Annotated in this window: 17 protein-coding genes; 9 read left to right on the top strand and 8 right to left on the bottom strand. The window is 34.8% G+C overall.

The features are described 5' to 3' along the window. Positions 1–84 precede the first annotated feature (84 nt). The 3 genes from F6K27_RS10215 to F6K27_RS10205 all read right to left on the bottom strand — a co-directional run bounded on the left by F6K27_RS10215 (position 85) and on the right by F6K27_RS10205 (position 3050). The gene (locus F6K27_RS10215) at positions 85–738 is read right to left on the bottom strand and encodes an adenylate/guanylate cyclase domain-containing protein (protein ID WP_287273132.1); all 654 of its coding nucleotides are present in this window, start codon (positions 736–738) and stop codon (positions 85–87) included. 64 nt (positions 739–802) lie between these two features. After that, on the bottom strand, positions 803–940 hold the full coding sequence (locus F6K27_RS10210) for a hypothetical protein (protein ID WP_192901100.1): 138 nt from the start codon (positions 938–940) through the stop codon (positions 803–805). A 442-nt stretch (positions 941–1382) separates the two neighbouring features. After that, positions 1383–3050 (bottom strand): transglutaminase family protein, encoded by a 1668-nt coding sequence (locus F6K27_RS10205; protein ID WP_287273130.1) that lies wholly within the window; start codon positions 3048–3050, stop codon positions 1383–1385. Positions 3051–3642: 592 nt separating this feature from the next. Here F6K27_RS10205 and F6K27_RS10200 point away from each other — a divergent pair. The 4 genes from F6K27_RS10200 to F6K27_RS10185 all read left to right on the top strand — a co-directional run bounded on the left by F6K27_RS10200 (position 3643) and on the right by F6K27_RS10185 (position 11269). Further along, positions 3643–5724 carry a ShlB/FhaC/HecB family hemolysin secretion/activation protein gene (locus F6K27_RS10200; protein ID WP_287273128.1) on the top strand — a complete coding sequence of 694 codons (2082 nt, stop codon included), beginning with the start codon at positions 3643–3645 and terminating at the stop codon, positions 5722–5724. Positions 5725–6745: 1021 nt separating this feature from the next. After that, positions 6746–7612 (top strand): ferredoxin:protochlorophyllide reductase (ATP-dependent) iron-sulfur ATP-binding protein, encoded by an 867-nt coding sequence (gene bchL / locus F6K27_RS10195; protein WP_287243752.1) that lies wholly within the window; start codon positions 6746–6748, stop codon positions 7610–7612. Between the two features lie 38 nt (positions 7613–7650). Next, positions 7651–8832, top strand: coding sequence for a DUF5331 domain-containing protein (locus tag F6K27_RS10190; protein WP_287273126.1), 1182 nt, complete (start codon positions 7651–7653; stop codon positions 8830–8832). A 1039-nt stretch (positions 8833–9871) separates the two neighbouring features. Further along, positions 9872–11269 (top strand): ferredoxin:protochlorophyllide reductase (ATP-dependent) subunit N, encoded by a 1398-nt coding sequence (locus tag F6K27_RS10185; RefSeq protein ID WP_287273124.1) that lies wholly within the window; start codon positions 9872–9874, stop codon positions 11267–11269. On the opposite strand, the gene F6K27_RS10180 is transcribed toward F6K27_RS10185, so the two are convergent. Then, entirely contained in the window at positions 11266–11400 is a 135-nt protein-coding gene (locus F6K27_RS10180) for a hypothetical protein (RefSeq protein ID WP_275670338.1), read from the bottom strand. The two genes, F6K27_RS10185 and F6K27_RS10180, sit on opposite strands and share 4 nt — an antisense overlap. Positions 11401–12865: 1465 nt before the next feature. On the opposite strand from F6K27_RS10180, the gene F6K27_RS10175 reads away from it, so the two are divergent. Then, the gene (locus F6K27_RS10175; RefSeq protein ID WP_287273122.1) at positions 12866–13399 is read left to right on the top strand and encodes a cupin domain-containing protein; all 534 of its coding nucleotides are present in this window, start codon (positions 12866–12868) and stop codon (positions 13397–13399) included. 1037 nt (positions 13400–14436) lie between these two features. Here the strand turns inward: F6K27_RS10175 and F6K27_RS10170 are convergent. Continuing rightward, positions 14437–14895, bottom strand: a complete 459-nt coding sequence (locus F6K27_RS10170; protein ID WP_287273121.1) for a Cfr10I/Bse634I family restriction endonuclease — start codon at positions 14893–14895, stop codon at positions 14437–14439. Between the two features lie 1168 nt (positions 14896–16063). Between F6K27_RS10170 and F6K27_RS10165 the strand changes: the two genes are divergently transcribed. From F6K27_RS10165 to F6K27_RS10155, 3 genes are all read left to right on the top strand, one after another. Then, complete coding sequence (locus F6K27_RS10165) at positions 16064–16726, top strand: DUF3318 domain-containing protein (RefSeq protein ID WP_124147509.1); 663 nt, start codon at positions 16064–16066, stop codon at positions 16724–16726. A gap of 387 nt (positions 16727–17113) precedes the next feature. Continuing rightward, entirely contained in the window at positions 17114–18118 is a 1005-nt protein-coding gene (locus F6K27_RS10160; RefSeq protein WP_287273119.1) for an exopolysaccharide biosynthesis polyprenyl glycosylphosphotransferase, read from the top strand. Positions 18119–19025: 907 nt separating this feature from the next. Then, positions 19026–20264 (top strand): glycosyltransferase family 4 protein, encoded by a 1239-nt coding sequence (locus F6K27_RS10155; RefSeq protein WP_287273117.1) that lies wholly within the window; start codon positions 19026–19028, stop codon positions 20262–20264. Positions 20265–20535: 271 nt separating this feature from the next. Here the strand turns inward: F6K27_RS10155 and F6K27_RS10150 are convergent, their stop codons facing one another. Then, a complete protein-coding gene (locus tag F6K27_RS10150; RefSeq protein WP_287283970.1) occupies positions 20536–20745 on the bottom strand; it encodes a hypothetical protein in 210 nt (69 codons plus the stop codon). On the opposite strand from F6K27_RS10150, the gene F6K27_RS10145 reads away from it, so the two are divergent. Further along, positions 20735–21361 carry a sulfotransferase family 2 domain-containing protein gene (locus tag F6K27_RS10145; protein WP_287273115.1) on the top strand — a complete coding sequence of 209 codons (627 nt, stop codon included), beginning with the start codon at positions 20735–20737 and terminating at the stop codon, positions 21359–21361. The two genes, F6K27_RS10150 and F6K27_RS10145, sit on opposite strands and share 11 nt — an antisense overlap. A 457-nt stretch (positions 21362–21818) precedes the next feature. Here the strand turns inward: F6K27_RS10145 and F6K27_RS10140 are convergent, their stop codons facing one another. Beyond that, complete coding sequence (locus F6K27_RS10140; protein ID WP_287273114.1) at positions 21819–22331, bottom strand: inorganic diphosphatase; 513 nt, start codon at positions 22329–22331, stop codon at positions 21819–21821. Between the two features lie 464 nt (positions 22332–22795). Next, the gene (locus F6K27_RS10135) at positions 22796–22924 is read right to left on the bottom strand and encodes a hypothetical protein (protein ID WP_287273112.1); all 129 of its coding nucleotides are present in this window, start codon (positions 22922–22924) and stop codon (positions 22796–22798) included. Positions 22925–22951 lie beyond the last annotated feature (27 nt).

Here is a 22951-nt window from a genome sequence, read left to right as displayed (position 1 = left end):
ATTCATACAATGTTCCATACTCAACGTGATGATTCAAAATGGTAAACCCCAGAGCTACAAAGTAGAAATCTAGTTAACTTCCAACTAAGGGAGTTTTTGGCGATCGCTACTTTCATGCAACAAAGCCGTATCGCCCCATAAATCATAGATAAATTTAGTTTGACCAATAACTCCAGCAATCACAGGTCTCACATGGATACCAACTCGCAAATTCAAAGGTTTTTCTAACCGATCACATAGATTGGCAAAACTAACCTGCATATCTAGTCCCATATTAGCGATCGCCTCCAAATGCTTATCTAGCTGAATTAGCAAACCCCCAACTACCATATAAGCATCCCCAATAGTTTTGATTTTCTCTAAATGATGTTTTTGAGTCAGTTGGTCAAACTTAGAAAAAATCAAATTCAGAAAATTTACAAGTTCAATGGGAGAAACATTGGAGCAAAACTCAGTAAACCCCACCAAGTTAGCAAATAACACACTCACATCATCAAAACTATCAGCGATCGCTCTTTGTTCTTGTTGTAGACGTTGAGCAATTTGAGCTGGCAAAATATTTAGTAGCAACTGTTCCATCTGTTTTCGCTGAAACTTCAAAGCTTCCTGCGCCATTTTCCGCTCAGTAACATTAGAAACAGTACCCTCGTAATACAATAATTTGCCCTGAGAGTCATGTACAGCACGAGCATTTTCAGAAACCAAAATTGTCTGACCATCTAGTAAATAAAGTGTCACAAAAAAAAGACGATAATGAAATTATCGCCATGATTAAAAATGAAAGTAGAGAAAAAAAATGTCTTCAACGAGTGGTTTTATCCCTTTGTTGACGTCTACGATCGCGCCACTCAGCCGCCGTTAAATATATCACACCTCCAGTAACAATTAACATTAGTCCTGATGCTACTATCGCCATAATATTTACGACTGTTAATTCCACAACTCCTCCTCAAATTTTAGATTTTTTCTTTTAGATTTTATCAAAAAAAAATGCTTTAGAGTAACTAAACTATATTTAGGCGTTGGTGAATCAAGCTATGAAAGCTAAATTTATAAAGTATAAAATGCTTTTTAATTAGTATTTAGGCGATCGCCATTTAAAAAAATCATAGCCAAAATCACCAACGCCTATATTTACATAAAAACATTCTCCAAAATAATTATTTCCATATACAGAATGTAATAAATAATTGTTCTTTCTCTTCTTCCTTATTCCCTCTCATATCATGTCCGGATAATTAGTGATCAAAAAACTTTCTCCTTTTCCTCTTTTTTCTTCCCTCCTGACTCTTGACTCGGTCCTCCTGACTCGGTCTTCCTGACTCCTCGATCATTATTTATAAGTATTCAACCGGACATGATATTACTTCTTCCTTCTGCAACTACAACCCAGGTAGCTCTTCTAAAATGGTAAACCTAACATGATTAATTGCCAAATTACCAATTGAAATTTTTTCCTTATTAACATGTATCCCCTTACTTTTCAGAGTTTCAAACTTAATTCCTTTACCAATTTCCACATGATACCAAGCTAAACCCATAAAAAACCTTAACGGATAAGGTCCTCCTTCTTGTAAATCATCAGGGTTTGATTCCATAGGAACCCAACCAAAACCAGGTAGATAAAATTCTAACCAAACATGATTAAATTCTGGCTCTAAAGGCACAGTTTTTCTGTCAGCAAAAGCTGGACATTTATAGCGACCCACTGTACGACAAGCAATATTATTTAATCGTGCCAAAGCTAACAATAACCCTACATATTCTCCACAAGAACCAACACCTCTTTCTAATACAATATCTGGAGTATCAATCTTAGTTGTTACTCCATAAGAAAGTCGATCGTAGACATAATTCCGAATATTGAGAAGTTGACGCAATAGATTTTTCTCTTGTAAAATAGCATCTTTTGCTGCCTGGATAACTATCTCTTTATCCATCGCCAAATTATCATTATCTACCAGATATTTTTCCTGAAAACCTTCTGGCAATTCCGGAATATTTTCTACATTAAAAGGTTGAATTTGGTACTTAATTGCCCTGACTTCTAATAACGCCTTCCAACCAAATATACGCCTTTCAGTTTGACGCAATGGTTTAAACCGAAAAACAGCAACTTTTTCACCATTTTGAATTTCTTCAGTAAAAGGTATTCCTATAGGATAAATTTCCCTAACTTTTTGGCGATGAGTTTCTGATGGTAAAGCAATACGCCATTCTAAATCTTCTAAAAAAACTTCATCTAATGGTTCTAATTCCTCAACATAAGACATCTCTATTAAAAAAACATTAGAAACAGCATACTTTTCCTGTTCATTGTAATAAAAATAAAGAGGATGTATAAAAGAGCGATCGCGCTTACTCAGTTCATACTGTTTTTCTGAGTTTGGATCATCCCTAATATAAAGTTCGTCTCCAGCATAAGCGACATAAAGCTGTCTTTCCCCGGTATTTATATCCAGATAAAATGCTAACCCCGTAGGACTTTCAAAAGGAGTCAGTACACTAAACTTAACTTTACCCGTTGCTCTTTCTAAACAATAAACCGTTTGCTCCTCGCGGTCGCAAAGCCACAATTCTTCATCTTGTACTGTAATATTTTCAAACCCTATTCCTGGAGCATAAAACCCAGTAATTTGTTGTCTAGTATTTTTATCTAATACAAAAATCTTACCTAGTTTTTGACAAGTGACATAAACTGTTGATTCCCAAACAGCAATTCCATCAGCAGGATAAGGTAAAGTGAAAAAATGTTGCCATTTTCGGCGTCCCTCTGATGAATTACCAATTGCATTGAGACAGAAATAAACTTCATTTTCCCTTGTCAACCAAAGAGTATCTTTCCAAAGCGCGAGACCTGTAACATCAATAAATTCATTAGTTTGAAAGGGATTTATCACTGTTGTATTATCTGTTTTTGGGTCAATTTCTAGCAGAAAACCACGGTTTTTGTCAATGGCATAGAGAGTCTCTCTAGAAAAAGCAATACTATGTAGTGAGGCAACTCCAATTGGTCTAATAGTGCGTGGTCCAGAATATTGTTTTTGCATACTTTTAGGTGATTCAAAATTCGTGTTAAATTCAGAATAAATATTTTCGCAGTAGGTTTTGAGTATTCGTTTACTAAGCTACTTAGTATTGAAACTATATAATTTCTTTGTCAAAAGTCACCCTGAATAGAGAAAATAAAATCTAAATGCGTCTGATGTTTACTATACAATTATTGACAAAATTCAATTGTTTATGCTAATGCTTCACAAAAAACTTATATTTTATAGAATAAATACCCTATTAAAGAAATATAGCAAAACTTAATACCAATACTTTCTTCGGCAATTAGGCGCATTTTATCTCTCAATAAATAATTATTTTTTAGCTGTTATTAGGTAAGCATTCAGCTATTATAAATCTCCAGAAAAGAGAGAACAGGGAACAGGGGAAAATAATTGATAATTTATGAATAATAATTGATTTTATTTTTGATTTTCACCAGTTGTTAGCTATTAGCGAGCTGACTGCTAATAGCTAACAACTGTTTGCGCAGCATTCCGCAGGAAATGCTGACGTTATTAGATCAATATAGGAACCAGAATACACCTTTTTTTTGGTAAGTCAAATTACACCTAGAGCATAACTATTGCAATGTTTCAATTTATCACATTAATTCCTACTACATTTATAATTATTTGCCTATTAGCTAATCAAGCTGTATCCAAAACTGCAGATGTGGATAAATTATGGGATAAAACTTCAGTGAAAACCAAAAAAGGGCATTGTTTATCATGCAAAAACTTTAAACTAATATCAAAATCAACTCCAAAACTAATTTATAAATATCAACATAAAAACCTGAAACGAAAAATTTTAAGCTCTAAATTACTAAAAAATCAAGGATTAAAATTAATAGCCAACTCCAAAACTTCTCCTCAACAAAAAAACATTATACAAATACAAACTCAAATTCAAAACCTATCCAATACTCAGCAAAGACTCACTCACCCTCAAATTATTGATACCTTAACTCCAAAACAACCAAGTTATGCCCAAAATACTCCAACAAATCAAGACATACGACAAAATTTACCAGATAACCCCCGACCAGATCCAAATCGCGATCGCTTTCTCCAACCCCTTCCCCAACCAACTCAACCAGAAGAGCCAAAAGAAGAAGAACTAAAAAAATCACCACCACCTCAACCTCTGCCAGATGAGCCTACTCAACAAATTCCCGTGCAGAGAATTTTAGTATTAGGAAGTACAATCTTAACCCCAGAAGAAATTAATTACCTCATTGGGCCATTAGAAGGACGTTTAGTTACCCTATTAGAACTTCGGCAAATAGCAGATAAAATTACCGAAATTTATCTAGAACGTGGCTATATTACCTCAAGAGCAATTTTACCACCCCAAACTATTACCGAGGACACAGTTAGGATTCAAGTTGTAGAAGGAATTTTGGGAGAAGTCCAAATAGAAGGTACAAAAAGATTGCAAAAATCTTATATTGAAAATCGGATACGACTTGGAGCAGGTCAGCCATTGGACACTGCTCAACTAGAAAATCAACTACGATTACTTCGGGGTAATCCTTTATTTGAAAATATTGAAGCTAGTTTGCGAGCTAGCGAAAATCCAGGAGAGAGTATTCTGATTGTTCGTGTCACAGAAGCAAACCCTCTTGAGTTTAGTATAAATACTGATAATTACTCACCTCCCACAGTCGGATCTGAAAGAATAGGTTCGACTTTACTACATCGCAACTTGACAGGGCGGGGTGATTTTTTTGTGGCATCCTACAACACCACCAGACTTTTTAGCGATGAATCAGATGTTTTTGACTTTATCTACAATTTGCCCATCAACTCTATGAATGGCACTTTACAGTTTAGAGCAGCACCCAACAGTAATAGAATTGGTCAAGATTTTGAAGGTATAGAGATTAGTGGCACAACGGATGTATATGAGTTTAGTTACCGTCAGCCTTTTCTACAAACTCCTAGAGAAGAGTTAGCTTTTTCTGTAGGCTTGAGTTATCAGCGTACAGAGACTTTTTTGGACGATCAACTTTTTGATGACCCTCAAACTCCAGAAGAAGATGGTGTTAACAGTACTACTGTGATTAGGTTGGGACAAGACTACATTCGCCGAGACTCTCAAGGAGCTTGGGCTTTGCGATCGCAATTTAATATTGGCACTAATTTATTTGACGCGACAGAGAGGGAAGATCCTCAACCCGATGGACATTTCTTCAGTTGGCTAGGCCAAGTGCAAAGGGTACAAAGATTAAGTGCTAATCATTTATTGATTGTCCAGGGAGATTTGCAGTTATCCTCAATTCCTCTATTGCCATACCAACAATTTATTATTGGCGGTGGTTTGTCGTTACGGGGCTATCGCCAGAATATACGTTCCGGGGATAATGGTTTTCGGTTTTCTATAGAAGACCGGATTACCGTCTATCGGGATGAGTCTGGTTTACCATCAATACAACTTACTCCTTTTATAGATATTGGAGCTGTTTGGAATGATGGTAGTAACCCTAATAATGAATTTTTACCAGACCAAAGATTTTTAGCAGGGGCAGGCATAGGCTTGATTTGGCAACCACTGCCACAGTTTGATTTGCGTTTAGACTATGGCATCCCTTTAGTAGACCTGGACGATCGTGGCAATAATGCTCAAGACTCTGGATTTTATTTCAGCGTAATTTTCCGGCCATTCTAGCTGTTAGAAATCAAATGGTGCACCCATTGCTGATTTGCTTTTACCTACCTCTGTGCGGAATGATTTATGCCATGCCAGGTTTGTCTTTACTTCCCTACCTTCGCCCTCTCCCTGCTCTTCCCTATCCTGCACTTGAATTCAATAGATATGGGTAAAGCATAGCCTTAAAGACGGGGTTTAAATTGAAGTGCTACCTAAATTAAGCATTAATGCATAGTAATTGGTATTATGCAATGCTTGAAAAAAGAATGTTACGAATAATAAGACACCTACAGGAGATGTTCCTGTGACAAAAAAGAGAATTTCCGACCTAAAAATTGGTATTGAAGCCATTAATTCTGACCAATAGGTTTAGTATCTATCTTCTGTCCTTTGCTTTCTGCCCAATTTCCTATAGAAATCTATTTGGACTAATCAAATTTTTTGTTATAAAAATTAACCTTGGGCAATTGTCTTCCTAAATAATTGAATTTACTATTGGGCAATCGTCTCATTATCAGAGCAAACCAGAGAACCCTTCTTATATCAAAGTCTGCGATCGCCTTGATTTGAGCCATCAAATTTGTCTTAAAATTCTTCAAGGTCTAATTTTTTTAATATTGTTACTTTTTATAATAAATAAATTACACAAATAATTTATAAGATGATTAAATTAGATTAAAAGCGATTAATTAAAATAAAAAATCAAATTTATAAAATACTAAATCTCAATAATTCTTTTTACAGCATCTAATAAATCTTGCCCCTCTTTTTTTTGTGGTGAAGTTAGACAATAATTCTTTTCAGAAGCCCAAAAAAATAGGTTGACAAACCTTTAATAAATCTGGACTTTATCTCCATAACCAGCAGTTTGCGTATCAAATAAGTACATTGGCCAGTTTTTCATTCTCCCCACAAGAGAAACAAAAAAGCTGACAGCTCACTGCAATCAAACACAAGCTGAAAAATAGACAAAATTTGAGCTTAGTATTAAAAATTCTTCAGCCTCATCTAAATTAAAAAATTATCAAGGAGAAAAAAAGTGAAACTCTCAGTATATGGAAAAGGCGGCATCGGTAAATCTACAACAAGCTGCAATATCTCAGTTGCCTTAGCCAAACGTGGTAAAAAAGTCCTACAAATCGGTTGCGACCCAAAACACGACAGCACATTTACCCTTACAGGATTTCTCATCCCCACAATTATTGACACATTACAAGCAAAAGACTATCATTACGAAGATATCTGGCCAGAAGATGTCATTTATAAAGGTTACGGTGGTGTAGACTGTGTAGAAGCAGGTGGACCACCAGCTGGAGCAGGTTGTGGTGGCTACGTTGTCGGCGAAACAGTCAAACTACTCAAAGAATTAAATGCCTTTGACGAATACGACGTCATTCTATTTGACGTACTCGGTGACGTAGTTTGTGGTGGTTTTGCAGCTCCACTAAACTATTCAGACTACTGCATGATTGTCACAGATAATGGCTTCGATGCTCTCTTTGCAGCTAATCGCATTGCCGCCTCTGTCCGTGAAAAAGCTCGTACCCATCCTCTACGTTTAGCTGGCCTAATAGGTAATCGTACATCCAAGCGCGACCTAATCAATAAATATATAGAAGCCGTACCAATGCCAGTACTAGAAGTCCTACCACTAATTGAAGATATTCGAGTTTCTCGTGTCAAAGGCAAAACATTGTTCGAGATGGCCGAAAACGATCCTTCACTCCAATACGTTTGTAACTATTACCTGAACATTGCCGACCAAATTTTGGCATTGCCAGAAGGAGTAGTGCCCAACGAATCTCAAGACCGCGATTTATTCTCCTTACTCTCTGATTTCTACTTAAATCCCAGTAAACCTGAAGTTGTATCAGAGGATGAAAAGCTTGACCTGATGATGGTTTAATAGACTTAGCTCTTCTCAGGATAAGGAATATATAAGTCATGGTTTTCTTTGAACAATTATCAACGTCCCTCAAACAAAAATGGCTGCAGTACTACCAAAAAAATCGCTCATGGTTGGTACTGCACATGACAGATGAAAATACGGTCCAGACTCCTGATGGAGGAAGGAGACCTGTGTCATACCTTATCTTGGGAATTCTTAATGCCCTGGAACCAGAGTTAGAGGCATTAATGTTGCCTTTCTCTAAACTCAAGGCAGATGCAGATAGTTTAATAGAAGTTTTAGGGTTAAATTTTGACCCAGACATTGCCATAGGTAAAAAACCAGATTCTTCCATAGACAAATCAACATCAATATTGTCTGACGATCCTCAACAGTCACCAGGATCTTATTCCCCAATTATGCCAGACCAGAATGAAGATTCTAATAATTGGGGTACTGCTGCCGCTGTTGGTGGAGCTGCCGCTGTTGGTGGAGCTGCTATTATGGCTTCAGGATTGGATCTGGAATCTGATGCTGATGATCTGCTTGATGATGACCAGAGTGAGTTAGACCTGGAGTCACAAGTGGATGAGTTGGATATGGATATGGATTCTGACTCGGAAGTGGATGATGATTTGGACTTGGGAATAGAATCAGAAGTGGATGAGTTAGATATGGATATGGATTCTGACTCGGAAGTGGATGATGATTTGGACTTGGGAATAGAATCAGAAGTGGATGAGTTAGATATGGGACTGGATTCTGACTCGGAAGTGGATGATGATTTGGACTTGGGAATAGAATCAGAAGTGGATGAGTTAGATATGGGACTGGATTCTGACTCGGAAGTGGATGATGATTTGGACTTGGGAATGGAGTCCGCAGCAGAAGCAGCAGATGACTTGGTTAGCCTTGACCTCAGCGATCTAGATGGAGATGGTTCTGACGATCTAGATCTTGGAGAAGATAGCTCCGACTTTGTGGCAGAAGATATTCCCGATCCATTTGAAGATACATCGGCAAAGTTGGATGAGTCTGGACTGGATGAGCTGGGTGATATGGATCTTAGCGATTTGGGAGATGATAATCAATTTGATGATTTGTCTTCTGATGATTTGGGAGATTTGGACCTCGATCTCGATGGAGATGAACTAGATTTGGATGAGGCCGATCTAGATTCTTTAGCAGGTGATAAAAAGTCTTCTAATGATGACGATCTTGAAGGGTTGTTGGGATAAACGTAAGCATTCAGCCCTCAGCTCTCAGTTCTCAGCTCTCACCTTTCCTAGCTTATTGGATTTGGAGGAGGAATTAGGATTGAGCTTGAGCAAGAATTAAAAGTCTGGGAAAAACCAAAGGCATCAGCTAAGTTGAGCTATTTAGGTTCATTTTCATTGCTGTTTGCGTAGTATCCCGTAGGGAAGCGCTGACCGCTAATAGCTGAATGCTTACGGTTAAACAATAGGAAAATTGATATTGACTGGTTTGTTTTATTTGCGATGTTTTGATTTTTAGCAGATATAAAAGTTACATTAACTATTGATTTATATGGCTGTGCTGGTTGAAATAGTATTAGCATCAAGGATGATTTCTTTTACTCAAAAAAAACACAGTTCAAAAAAATGTAATTTATCAATGCTATGGTAGGAAATAGGCAACAGGCAACAGTGGGAAAAGTATTTCTCTGTCTTACGGTTCATCATTAATTTATGTCAAACACCAACTCGTTCCTTGCTATATTTCAATAGACATCTCCAGAAAATAAACTTGCCCTTTATTTGCTATAAACTAGAGTTTAATAACTCAAAAAATCATTTTCCGTGTTTTTTTGCTAAAAACATCTTCCCTATTCCCTACTTTTACAAAAAGTCTATATCTTTTTCACGCCTATGTCTAATACATAGCGATGAGAAATCAGTTATCTACTTAACTCAAAACTATTACCTATTACCTGTCAACTTATAGATTTTTCAACGATCCTCACACTTTTTTGTCGTGCTATAAAAGTAAGCATTCAGCTATTAGCTGTCAGCTCTCAGCAATTAATAATGAATAATTATTTCTAAGGTTGGGCAAAGAGAGTTTGGCAATAATTTTTTATTATTTTTCAATTTATCGATTACTATGATCTTTCCCAAGATTAATAGCTGATAGCTAATAACTGACGGCTGTTTGCGTAGGATTCTGTAGAAAATGCTTACATAAAAGTAGACTTTTTACTAGCATTAGCATTGATTTTTCCCCAAAAAAATTATTGATAAATAGGAGTATTTTTTTATGACTAATACTGTTGCACCTGAAGCTTTAACTTTTGAATGTGAAACTGGTAATTATCATACTTTTTGTCCGATTAGTTGTGTATCTTGGCTTTATCAAAAAATTGAAGATAGTTTCTTCTTAGTAATTGGTACTAAGACTTGTGGTTATTTCTTACAAAATGCCATGGGAGTAATGATTTTTGCTGAACCTCGTTACGCCATGGCTGAGTTAGAAGAAGGCGATATTTCAGCTAAGTTAAATGATTATGATGAATTGAAACGTTTATGTTTACAAATTAAGCGTGATAGGAACCCCAGTGTGATAGTTTGGATTGGTACTTGTACCACTGAAATTATCAAAATGGATTTGGAAGGTTTGGCTCCTAAATTAGAGTCAGAAATTGGTATTCCAATTGTGGTTGCTCGTGCTAATGGTTTGGATTATGCCTTTACTCAAGGGGAAGATACTGTCTTAGCAGCTATGGCAGCTCGTTGTCCTAATCAAGCTCCTGAAGCGGAAAAAGAAGAACGAAGTGGCATACAAAAACTCTTAAGTTTTGGTAAGAAAAAAGAGGAGGTTGCTGCGGAAGAATCTGAGTATGTTGAGCATCCACCTTTAGTTTTATTTGGCTCTTTACCAGACCCAGTTGTAACTCAATTAACTTTGGAATTGAAGAAGCAAGGGATTAAAGTTTCTGGTTGGTTGCCTGCTAAACGTTACACAGAATTACCAGTAATTGAAGAGGGATATTATGTGGCAGGTTTAAATCCTTTCTTGAGTCGGACTGCTACTACTTTAATGCGTCGTCGGAAGTGTAAATTAATTGGTGCGCCATTCCCTATAGGACCGGATGGAAGTAGGGCTTGGATTGAGAAGATTTGTTCTGTTTTTGGCATTGAACCTCAAGGGTTAGCAGAAAGAGAAGAGCAAATTTGGAAGAATTTAGAGGGCTATATTCAGTTAATTCGTGGTAAGTCTGTCTTCTTTATGGGAGATAATTTGTTGGAGATTTCTTTGGCTCGTTTTTTGATTCGTTGTGGGATGATTTGCCCCGAAATTGGCATTCCTTATATGGATAAAAGATATCAAAAGGCTGAGTTGGAAATGTTGGAAAAAACTTGTCACGAAATGGGTACGCCTTTGCCAAAAATAATTGAGAAACCTGATAATTATAATCAGATTAAAAGGATTTATGAATTACAGCCAGATTTGGTAATTACTGGTATGGCTCATGCTAATCCTTTGGAGGCACGAGGGATTAATACTAAGTGGTCTGTTGAGTTTACTTTTGCTCAAATTCATGGGTTTACAAATGCTCGTGATATTTTGGAATTAGTAACTCGTCCGTTGCGTCGAAATCATGCTTTGAAGGATTTAGGTTGGGATAAGTTGGTTAAGGAAGAAGCTAAGGTTTAATCGACAGATTTTTCGGCAATAAAAATTCCTAAATTGTAGACTTTAGTTGTAGAAATAGTAGGGTAAGTTTGACTCGCTCTACTAATTTTTTCTGACAAGAGGGAGTCAGAGAAAATTCTGATTTCATTCACAAATTTTGTCACAGAAAAAATCCCGATAACTTTGGCAAAATTTACCGACTCCTCAGAAAAATATTTGCAGATAGTTTGATGAATTTACTAATTTTCTGAGACTGGCAACTCAGGAGATAATTTGGCAACTCCAGTAATTTTGATTGAGGGGAGAAATAGAAGAGAATTCTGATTTCATCCACAAATTTTGTCACAGAAATAATTCCGAAAACTTTGCCAAAATTTACCGACTCCTCAGAAAAATATTTGCAGATAGTTTGATGAATTTACTAATTTTCTGAGACTGGCAACTCAGGAGATAATTTGGCAACTCCAGTAATTTTGATTGAGGGGAGAAATAGAAGAGAATTCTCATTTCATCCACAAATTTTGTCACAGAAATAATTCCGAAAACTTTGCCAAAATTTACCGACTCCTCAGAAAAATATTTGCAGATAGTTTGGTGAATTTACTAATTTTCTGAGACTGGGAACTCAGGAGATAATTTTACAACTCCAGTAATTTTAGTTGAAGGAATAAATAGGAGGTAATTCTCATTTAATCCACAAATTTTGTCAGAGAAATAATTCCGATCCAGTAATTTTAGTTGAAGGAATAAATAGGAGGTAATTCTCATTTAATCCACAAATTTTGCCACAGAAATAATTCCGAAAACTTTGCCAAAATTTACCGACTCCTCAGAAAAATATTTGCAGATAGTTTGATGAATTTACTAATTTTCTGAGACTGGCAACTCAGGAGATAATTTGGCAACTCCAGTAATTTTGATTGAGGGGAGAAATAGAAGAGAATTCTCATTTAATCCACAAATTTTGTCACAGAAATAATTCCGAAAACTTTGCCAAAATTTACCGACTCCTCAGAAAAATATTTGCAGATAGTTTGGTGAATTTACTAATTTTCTGAGACTGGCAACTCAGGATAAATTTGGCAACTCCAGTAATTTTGATTGAGGGGAGAAATAGAAGAGAATTCTCATTTAATCCACAAATTTTGCCACAGAAATAATTCCGAAAACTTTGCCAAAATTTACCGACTCCTCAGAAAAATATTTGCGGATAGTTTGGTGAATTTACTAATTTTCTGAGACTGGGAACTCAGGAGATAATTTGGCAACTCAGGAGAAATTTGGCAACTCCAGTAATTTTGATTGAGGGGAGAAATAGGAGATAATTCTCATTTAATCCACAAATTTTGTCACAGATAATTTGGGCAAAATTTACTACATCATAAAAATAATTGCTGATAGTTTAGTGAATTTACTAATTTTCTGAGACTGGCAGCTAAGGAGATAATTTGGCAACTCCAGTAATTTTGGTAGAGGGAAGAAATAGGAAGTAATTCTCATTTTATCGAGAAATTTTGCCAGAAAAAAATGCCGATAATTTTGACAAAATTGATTACTTCCTTGGGTATAATATATCTCGGTAAATCTTTGAGTTATTAATTATTAAAAGGAAAAGTTATGGAAGGATTGAGAAGAATTGTTACAGGACATAATGCTGATGGTAAATCAATCATAATGATTGACGGACCCCCAGCAAAATCGATAGGCGAGGAAGTTGGAGGACTATTTGAAATATGGAACACTGATGGAAATCAAATAGATACTTTTGATGAAATTGATAGAGCTGATACTGATATACTTTTGTCTCCTTCAAAAGGAGGAACCAAATTTAGGTATTTTGCGATAAATCCTATTCCAGAAGGAGTGCCAAAGGAAAAGCTTGAGGAGTTAGTAGCTGAAGGTTTTGCCAAAATAGGTGCATCTCAAGACAGAGTTGATACAACTCGACATCCTACAATGCATAAAACAAAAACAATAGATTATATTATTTTACTAAAAGGAGATGTGACTCTATTACTAGATGATGATGAAGTTCGGTTAAAACCATTTGATGTTGTTGTTCAACGAGGCACTAATCACGCATGGGTAAATAATGGTAAAGAACCTGCACTCTTTATTGCAGTTCTCATTGATAGTGATTTAAAAGATTAACTTATTTAATAGTCTTTTTCTCTTGTCAAAATTTACCACTGACTGACAAAAATCCTCTGTGGAGGTTTTCTGAATTTACCGATTTTATTTGACTTAGATATGAGGTAATAATTTTCTATAGTCACTAATTCTTGCTGATGACTTAAGTCAGAGACAATTTTCATCTCATTCACAGATTTTAAACTAGAAAAAATATGGAAAAATGTCAAAGAAGAAATTGAAACTACTAGGGATGGATATTTGATTTTTGACGATACAGTAATGAATAAAAAACATTTCCATGCTAGATATTGTAGCGTTAGCGGAGCTTTGCGTCAGCAATCGCATAGATTAGCATATGCTACATATAGTGTATTTGCGTAAGTCCTGACAATCTATCAATTTTTTCTTACTTTAAGCGATCACAAACTACCTTTAAATCAAAACTTGAGGCCAAGAGAATATAGATAACTTTTACTAATCTAAATAAGCTTTAAGATTGTTTGTGCAAATCAAAAAAATCCCTTTTTTTCTCAATTATTACAAAATATTTCACGAGCTTGCGTTGTTTCAGGGATTTGTATCATACTCTGAACATTAAGGTATGATGCTAATTTTATATCTAAAACAAAAATAACCTCCTTTCAACAAAGCTACAATCCAGTATTTACGTTAAAAATATCCTAGATATTGCGATTTGCAGCAAGCTAAAATAAGCTCAAAAAAACAAATTTTGCATAAGTAAAAGTACCTAAGTAATTATAGACATTGACAAAACGCCACAAATAGTATCAAAATTTGCTCTATCCAAAATATAATTATTCCCATCTCAGTTTCCTATTTCTGATTTTCTCAAAGCTAAAACCTAGATGATTGATGAAACTGAATAATTCCTAACTTTAACAGAGATAAAAGCTTTTACTTCTCTAGCCTTAAGTCTACCTTTTAATAAATCATAAATTTCTACTCCTAAATATTATGGTTGCTGTGCTTGTAGCTCTATGTATGGCTGGATTGACGGGAAAAGCTGCTCATCTTCAATTACAGAAATAATATAATCAGTACTTGAGAAAAAAATTCTTTTTAATTGTTTCAATATTTTCCAGAGGATAACTTGTTTGAAATTCTTTGGTTTGAAAAATCCTGAAAAATTCAGGTTGAGTTTCATCTCTTGAACTAGAAAGTCTGAAAGTTATCAGAGGTATTTTGTACTCTAAATCAAAATTTATGGCTACTTTAGCGAAAAATCCAGTAACTATAAACTCATGCCATCTGCGTTTTGAATTATTCAGCGCTCCAGTAGTTAATTGGGCTATTTTAGTATTATGTTGTCTTTGATAATTTTCATAAGCAACTACTACCGTATTCACCATCCACTCTAATACTTGAACTACTGAAATATCTAGTTCTAGTCTTTGTTTAATTTCTAAATACAAACTTTGATAAATCTCTGTACTATTAATTTGGATTTTATTTTTACCTTGTCTGTTAACTGTCAAAAACCAAGAATCATTCATTACACAAATTAATTTACTATAGTGATCTGCACAAATTTGAAATGATGAATATATTTTTGTAATTTTAGATTTTGGGTAATGCTTTTTTTGATTTGCTAGTACTCACAACTATCTTGACAGACCACTAGATCATAATTACTCAAAAGATGAGATATATAACTTTTCCAAGCTCTTAGTTGTCTGATAGCTTTTTCAGACAGATATCTCCTGATTTTGGATTCTTGAATTTTTTCCGACTCAGCATAATCAAATACTGTAGATTAATCTTAATTACTGAAAAGATTAGATACAGTAGTCTGCAACTTTCCAGAAGTACAAAATTATGGACAATTAGGTAACATATCCAGAAGAAAACAGAGAAAAGAGAATATATTTTAATGTAAAGTAAAAATGTATCTCACCTCCTCACCAAAACTGCTGTATACAACTCAAGCTCTTAGTTGCCTCATAGCTTTTCCAGAAAGATATCTAAATATAACAATCAGGAATGATTTATGAGATATTTAAGAACAATTAAGATCGATCAAATAAGATCGGTCAAAATCCTTTTATATTCTGACTTCTGAGGACTGACTCCTAATTACCACTAAAATCTTACAAGTGAAATATGATTGCTATAAATTATTTGATTTTTTCCCCTCAACCACGATCAAATACTGTAGATTATTAGTAGGCATCAAAATTTTACGGTCGAAGACTATGCTTAACACTTATTTGTAAAGACTTTCATCAACTATTGTACTTTTTTTATTTTCTCCTCGCCTTGTATTCCAACTGTTGAAAATCAGGAATTATTCATCACACTCTAGAGCGTAATTACTCAATCATACTAGACTGATAAATCTTCAAAATCTTGTTGCCGGAAGCTTTTTCAGACAGGTATCTCATCTCAAATTATTTAACTTTATTCCTCCTAAACATAATCAAATCTGCAAACTTTCTCCCTAAATACAAAGTTTCTTTTTCAAGAGAACCATAATTTATATTTATATGAATCCAAATTCCTATCTATAAAACTCACAATCTAAGTAACTTAATAAGTGTGAATTTTCACCTAACTCCTATATCCCTAAGCAAGAGTAGAAAACATACTGTTTGAAATCTTACGGTAAACTATTTAAATAAAGGATAACTATGTGTTGAAAAATCTATAGGACTCAAACAAACTATGACATCTTATGCTACTGCCACTGCCAGAGCCGAAATGAGTGAAATTAGGCGTCTAAAAGGCTTACTACCACCAGAATTACAAAGTTGGGTCATGGTAGAAAAGTCCATTGAAGTTAATCCTCCACTCATTCGCAGCGAAGAAATAGGCAAAGACCAAATAGAAATATCCATCGACCTAACACTTTGGGAGCAATTAGCATTAGACCAACGTAACCTGTTATTCTGGCATGAAGTGGCCAGAATTCAAAACGATACAATTCCCAGGGATGGTTGGGAAATGGCTGCCCTTGCTATTGGTTTAGGGGGTGCTGTGGGTGAGCTATGGGTACAGGATGGTCTACTTTTAGTTCTAGCTTTAGCTTTGTGTGGTGTATCTGGGTATAGACTCTATCAGAAGAATAATGGAGAACGTAATCTCAAAGAGGCAATAGAAGCAGACGATAAGGCGATCGCCTTAGCAACTCGTTTTGGTTACTCTCTTCCCAATGCTTATAAAAGTCTGGGCAGCGCTCTGAAAACTTTAATTGAACAAACTCCTAAAAAACGACAAAGGGCAAAATATGAAGCACGGCTTCAAGCTCTCAAACGCGGTGCAGCTAAAGCGAAGGCCAGAGTTAAAGGAAGTCGTGAAACTTCACGCTCTGAAAATATCTATAATTAGACAGGAAGTCTTGGGTGGGTAGTAGTAAAATAGTCAAAACTAGACTCGCCCCTGAGTAAAAACCCACTCAAATTGCTCCTAGTTATTTTGGTGTTATGATGGCGATATAACTAGATTAACAGATTAACGGAAAAAGCAGTTTGGTTTCTGCTGATACCATCTGAATATGTTCTATTCTTGAAGGTAGTTGACAGAGATTAATATACTTAAGTTCATACATTAGTATTGAACAATTGCTAATCATTAATCTAGAGGGTGGTCAACCATTAAGGTGATTTCTATATGATCGTTTGAGCATAATTCTTAAACTGATTATGCCAAGAAAACCTCAGAAAAAACTCTTGTAGAAGCAAAACTATAATCATAAAAAATAGGAACCAAGATTTCATGGTCAGCCAAACCTCAGAAACAGATATTCAAGTCACTTTTAGGGATAAAACTCCTGTCATTCATTTGCCTCTTCGTTTTACTGTCTCAGAGGCAGAATTATTTAAATCAACTTGCCAAAAACTTTTACAATCAGAAAATACTATAGGCAAAATTATTATTGATTTTAGTCACACTAATTTTATCGATAGTTGTGGAATTGGTTCTCTAGTAACAAATTTAAAAATAGCAAGGGAAAAAAATATAGAGTTTCTGTTATCTGGTGTTAATTCTCTAGTTATGGGGGTATTTTATTTAACTGGACTAGACAAAATTTTAATCATCGAACAATGCCCAGATTCAGAAGTTAAAAGCAAAAGCAATAGTAAATTAGAAGAAAATCAACTTCCTGTTACTCATCCTTCTATCAAATCTTGGGTAAAACGTCTGATTGATATTGTCGGTGCTTTAGTAGGATTATTTATTACAGGTATTTTGTTTATTCCCATCGCTATTTTTATTAAGCTTGATAGTCCTGGTCCGATATTTTTTGGTCAAATACGATGTGGTTGGATGGGAAAAAAATTCCGAATGTGGAAATTTCGCTCTATGTGTGTAAATGCAGAACAACTTAAGAATCAAATCAAAAATCAAGCTCAAGGTGCAATTTTTAAGAATGAAAATGATCCACGAATTACTAAAGTTGGTAGCTTTTTGAGGCGAAAGAGTTTGGATGAGTTACCTCAGTTTTGGAATGTACTGAAGGGAGATATGAGTTTAGTTGGAACTAGACCCCCAACTCCTGATGAAGTGGAACGTTATGAAGTACCTCAATGGCAGCGTTTAGATGTTAAACCTGGTATGACAGGAGAATGGCAAGTTAATGGTCGTTCTCAAGTGAAAAATTTTGAAGATATTATTAGGTTGGACTTAAAGTATCAACAAAATTGGAGTTTAATGTACGATATAAAGTTAATTATTAAGACTGTGGGAATCTTATTTGACAAAAGTGGTGGAGCTTATTAGAAGAATTAAAATACTATACTTTTTCCTGATCCTTCTTAACCTATAACTTTTTTCCACTAATATATATATTAGCTTTAAATCTCAATATGTTTAAATGATTATAGATTTAAGTTTTATCTGTATTACCCTTAAATATTCTGAAAATAGTTATAATGTTGAGTCATCTCTTGATAAATCTGATGATTCTAACTTTAATCATAAACTCAACTAGCCTCAAGTATATTTATCATTTTCTTTGTGGGTTTAATACCCCACCGTCAACGGGGGTGTTCAAAATTACTTGGGGGAGCTAATCCCCATGTGATTTTCCTCCTGTCTCCTGTCTCCTGTCTCCTGTCTCCTGTCTCCTTCTTCAATATCAATAAACAGAGAGAATTAACTATTAGTTAGATTAGATATTTTTGCTTTGATCGACAACAGGAGCTTAACACTTACTTATCCTAAATAAGTTTTGTTAAATACCTAAAGACGAGAAAATAAAGAAACTAAAAATCAAGTTTTTTGATTGAAACATATACAAACCTATCCCACTATTTTTAACAGCCTTATTTGTTTAAGTAAAATATGTTTGAAAAACTTAATTTTTAGTTTTTAACTCTCAAAATATTTAGAGTTTTTAGTGAAAATCTGATGACTGAGATAGGTTCACAGTCAACCTCTTTTGATATAGTTAATTCTCAAATATAGTAGAAGGAAGAAGAAAGATTTTGATATAGTTAATTCTCAAATATAGTCAGAAGGAAGAAGGCTTTAGTTATCTAGGAGAGAAGAAAGAAAGAAAAATCTTGCGTTGTCTGAGTTTTAAGCTTTTAATATGTTCTCACCTTTCCTTTGACTGCTATAGCAATTCATCAGGCTTTTATCTTCCATTAGTTATACTCGAAATGTTAACTTAATTAGTTAAACTATGCGTATTCTTATTTATTCCTATAATTATTACCCAGAACCAATTGGTATTGCTCCCTTAATGACGGAACTGGCAGAAGGTTTTGTGAAACGTGGTCATCAAGTTCGTGTGGTGACTGGTATGCCAAATTATCCTGAACGTAAAATTTATGATGAATACAAAGGTAAGTTTTTTTTAACTGAGGAACTAAATGGTGTGACAGTCCAACGTAGTTATATCCATATTAAAGGTTCTAAACCAGGGGTTTTAGCTCGATTATTGCTAGATGGTAGTTTTATTGTTTCTAGTCTTTGGCAAGCTTTTAATGGTTGGAAACCTGATGTGATTTTTGCAACGACTCCTCCTATACTAATTTCTTTACCAGTTAGTTTTTACGGATTATTTTCTAATTCTTTTGTGGTCTTAAATATTCAGGATATTGTTTCTGAAGCTGCTGTAAGAGTTGGATTAGTTAAAAAAGATAGTTGGATAGTACGTATAGCTCAAGCTGTAGAAAAATTAGCTTATCTAAAAGCTGCTAAAATTAGCGTTATTGCTGAAGATTTTGTCACTAATTTAGTTGAACAAGGGGTTTCTCCAGACCGACTTGTTTGTATTCCTAATTGGGTAGACCTGAATTTTATTAGACCTCTAAATAAAAATAATCAATTTAGAGAGGAACATAATCTTCAAGATAAATTTGTCGTTGTTTATTCTGGGAATATTGCTCTAACTCAAGGATTAGAAACTGTAGTTAAAGCTGCTGTTAGTCTCAAGGAAAAATCGGAAATTTGTTTCGTAATTTTGGGGGAAGAAAAAGCGCGTCAACAATTACAAGAGTGTTGCGATAAATATCAAGCAGATAATGTACTTTTGCTCCCTTTAGTACCACGAGAAAAATTACCAGAAATGTTATCTGCTGCTGATGTTGGGTTAGTAATACAGAAAAAGACTGTTACTGCTTTTAATTTACCTTCAAAAATTCCTGTTATTCTTGCTAGTGGTCGTCCAATAGTAGCTTCTGTTCCAGATACAGGTACGGCAATCAGAGTTGTTAATGAAAGTGGTGGTGGAATAGTAGTTACTCCAGAAGATTCTCAAGCTTTGGCACAAGCAATTGTAGAATTATATGAAAATCCAGAAAAACTTGAGCAACTGGGTCAGCAAGGAAGAAAATATGCAGAAGAAAATTTTGGGTCTAAAAATGCTTTGAATAGTTATGAAGCTTTATTTACTGAAATTTTAGAGTCGAGGGAGTAGGGAGTAGGGAGTAGGGAGTAGGGAGTAGGGGAAAATAATTGATGATTTCTGTTCGATAATTGATTTTAGTTTTTATTATTAGATATATCTAAATATACCAACCCTAAATTGGTTGTGACAATTTTTATAATAGTTAATTTGAACTGAAAACCTTTCATATTCTGACTCCTGAGGACTGACTCCTGACTCCTGTACGGGCGAATAGCCATTCGCCTCTACCACCAAAATATTACAACTTAAATAGGATTGCTATAGTTTTTTGTTTTAGTTATCATTTTCTTTGTGGGTTTAATACCCCACCGTCAACTGGAGTGTTCAAAATTACTTGGGGTGAGAATCCCCACGTAATTTTCCTCCTGTCTCCTGTCTCCTGTCTCCTGTCTCCTTCTTCAATAGGGAGTAGGGAATAGGGAAGATGGGTCGGAGGATGGCAACAAGCAAAAAAAATATTTACTCCATCAATTCTAAAGATGCTTTCCATACAAAAAAAGTTTTTGTTTATTCACATTCCTAAAACAGCAGGTAATTCAATTCAGAATGTTCTAAAGTATTATTCTGAAGATGAAATTGTTTGCCCTACCGATTTGCACGATGGTGTAAATAGATTTGGAGTAATAAATAAAAATTTCCCTAACATAAACAAACACTCGTCTTTACTCGAATACTATAAAGTTTTGCAACCAGACGTTTTTCATTCTCTTTATAAATTTGCCGTTATTAGAAACCCTTGGGAAATAATGATTTCTTTCTTTTTTTCGCCACATCGTCAAACCCAAACTTGGAACAGAGATGAGTTTATTGATTTATTGGAAAAAGTACCAACAATGTTTTACTATCTAAATACTAATGGTTTACCGTCAAGTAAACCTGAAGTTAATTTTGTTATGCGTTTTGAATCTCTTGAGAACGACTTTAGAAAAGTATCCCAAATATTAGAATTAGAAAACTTTCAGCTCCCTGTCCGTAATAAATCAAATCGAGAAGATTATTGGAAATATTATGATTCTGAATTAGTTGATATGGTGGCACATAAGTATGCAGCAGAGATTGAGTATGCTGGGTATTCTTTTTGTAAACCAACAAATAAATTTATTTGACTACTCTAGAAAATTTAGAAAAATTGAAATAGAACTAACTAATTTTTAGTAAACTCAAATTTATGATTTTAATACCTTGTAGCAGAACGCACTTGTGCTGAGGACAGAAGGTTTTTCTATTTTTATAGCACTATGTTAATTAGTTAGGATATTGGTAAATCCTGTTTGTGGAGCATTGACCTAGAAAAAACTCACTCATATCGTGTCCTTGCAGAGCGTGTAAACAAGAGCATTAATGTCTATAGGAAATTTAAGCCTTCTCTCATAGATAACTAAAGCCTTCTTTTTTTCCTACTTCTTCCTTCTTACTTCTTCCTTCTTCCTTTGCCATAAGTTCAGGATTTTTAAAAAGTTAACAGGTCTTTTTAAAAAATAGAGGTAGGTTTTCATTTGAGTAAAATCTCTAGAAAACCTACCGCTAAATTTTCTGTAATTCCAAAAAATACTGGAATAAATATTATTTGCTTGCCGCTTTAACGAATTTTTCTACTAATGGCATTACATGCTCAACATCTTTCCAACCAAGTATTTCTGTCACCTTTTTTTGTAAATTTTTGTAGGTTCTAAAAAATTCTGCTATTTCTTCTAATCGATGAGGTGCTATATCTTGGAGAGATTTAACCTCAGTGTAGCGTGGGTCTTTGTCTGGTACACAGAGAATTTTTTCATCTCTGTCCCCTCCATCAATCATCTCTAACATTCCGATGGGTCTCGCTGCAATAACGCATCCTGGAAATGTTGGCTCATCCATAATTACCATTCCATCAAGGGGGTCTCCATCATCTGCTAGGGTGTTAGGGACAAAACCATAATCGTAAGGATATTGTACGGAAGAATAAAGTACTCGGTCAAGGGCAAAGGCTTGTAAATCTTTATCAAACTCGTATTTATTTTTACTTCCTGCGGGAATTTCTATCAGGACATTTATTAGTCCTGGTTCTGGTTGGGCTGGAATTAGCGATAAATCCACGACATTTCTCCATTTTAACTAAAAAAGAGTATATCAAGAGTCTTAACCAAAAGGAAGTAGGAAAGTCAAGCTATCGCCTTAGCTGATCGAAGTTTTAATTTAGATAGAGTCCAGAGGTTCTGCTTCTAAGGCACAAGGCACTTATTCTCAGGGAGACTTTCCCTCTTTATTTATTTCCAAATTAAATGAAATACAAATTTGGTCACTATCTTCAGTAAATGGAATAGTAGAGTGCCAGAAATAACAAGGAAAAATTACTGATTATCCTACTTCTAGTCTGCACTGATATTTCTGTTGATTTTTCATGTCTTACTCTCAGGAAAAAGAAGTAGGAAAATTTCAGTAACCTACTCCAGAATTATGTTGTTAGAGAGGATAAGGAAAAATTGATTTCTTAAACTCGCCCCTACTTAATAGATGATTAGTATTTTGCCAAATATTGAGATTTTTCCATCTCAAGGAATTCAACTAAATAAAATATAAATTCGGTCTCTATCTCTAGTAAATGGAATAGTAGAGCGCCAAAAATAACAAGGAAAAATTACTAATAATCCTGCTTCTGACTGAATCAGATATTTCTGTTGATTTTTCATGTCTTACTCTGAGGGAAAGGAAGTAGG

It is taken from the genome of Okeania sp. SIO2F5, from assembly GCF_010692685.1.
Taxonomy (GTDB): Bacteria; Cyanobacteriota; Cyanobacteriia; order Cyanobacteriales; family Microcoleaceae; genus Okeania; species Okeania hirsuta.
This window is presented reverse-complemented; position numbering and strand designations above follow the sequence as displayed.

What these genes read in the sequence shown, in the direction of transcription:
- F6K27_RS10200 (WP_287273128.1), top strand. Translation starts at nt 3,643, where the DNA reads ATGTTTCAATTTATCACATTAATTCCTACTACATTTATAATTATTTGC.
- F6K27_RS10145 (WP_287273115.1), top strand. Translation starts at nt 20,735, where the DNA reads ATGCTTTCCATACAAAAAAAGTTTTTGTTTATTCACATTCCTAAAACA.
- F6K27_RS10150 (WP_287283970.1), bottom strand. Translation starts at nt 20,745, where the DNA reads ATGGAAAGCATCTTTAGAATTGATGGAGTAAATATTTTTTTTGCTTGT.
- F6K27_RS10165 (WP_124147509.1), top strand. Translation starts at nt 16,064, where the DNA reads ATGACATCTTATGCTACTGCCACTGCCAGAGCCGAAATGAGTGAAATT.
- F6K27_RS10185 (WP_287273124.1), top strand. Translation starts at nt 9,872, where the DNA reads ATGACTAATACTGTTGCACCTGAAGCTTTAACTTTTGAATGTGAAACT.
- F6K27_RS10160 (WP_287273119.1), top strand. Translation starts at nt 17,114, where the DNA reads ATGGTCAGCCAAACCTCAGAAACAGATATTCAAGTCACTTTTAGGGAT.
- F6K27_RS10135 (WP_287273112.1), bottom strand. Translation starts at nt 22,924, where the DNA reads ATGAAAAATCAACAGAAATATCTGATTCAGTCAGAAGCAGGATTATTA.
- F6K27_RS10175 (WP_287273122.1), top strand. Translation starts at nt 12,866, where the DNA reads ATGGAAGGATTGAGAAGAATTGTTACAGGACATAATGCTGATGGTAAA.
- F6K27_RS10155 (WP_287273117.1), top strand. Translation starts at nt 19,026, where the DNA reads ATGCGTATTCTTATTTATTCCTATAATTATTACCCAGAACCAATTGGT.
- F6K27_RS10190 (WP_287273126.1), top strand. Translation starts at nt 7,651, where the DNA reads ATGGTTTTCTTTGAACAATTATCAACGTCCCTCAAACAAAAATGGCTG.
- F6K27_RS10205 (WP_287273130.1), bottom strand. Translation starts at nt 3,050, where the DNA reads ATGCAAAAACAATATTCTGGACCACGCACTATTAGACCAATTGGAGTT.
- F6K27_RS10170 (WP_287273121.1), bottom strand. Translation starts at nt 14,895, where the DNA reads ATGAATGATTCTTGGTTTTTGACAGTTAACAGACAAGGTAAAAATAAA.